The sequence below is a fragment of the Staphylococcus pasteuri genome, assembly GCF_030547725.1.
GTDB lineage: Bacteria > Bacillota > Bacilli > Staphylococcales > Staphylococcaceae > Staphylococcus > Staphylococcus pasteuri.
Map to the genome: position 1 here is coordinate 1 of NZ_JAUOQO010000949.1, position 237 is coordinate 237.

General features: G+C 46.4%; 1 protein-coding gene. It reads right to left on the reverse strand.

Annotated elements, in window-relative coordinates:
* Positions 1-237, reverse strand: a 237-nt coding sequence (locus Q4528_RS15995) for a hypothetical protein (protein WP_303522743.1), incomplete at both ends; no start/stop codon positions are given.

Genomic DNA, 237 nt, shown 5'->3' on the forward strand with positions numbered 1-237 from the left:
CTGGATAAGCGTGTGCGCACCTTTTGTTTTATACTTGATGGTAGTGGTTTGCGTAAACGGGTTGGGGTAGGTGGTGATCAGCTCCTCTCCGGCTGTTTGATTGGGATCGTCGATGCCCGTGGTTTTGCAGGCCGCATCACTTACAATGTTCAGGCTTTGGAAATTTTTGAAAAGAATGGTTTGCAATGTTGCCTGCGGAACGCAGAACCATTTTTCCAATATCGTTGCATAAACACT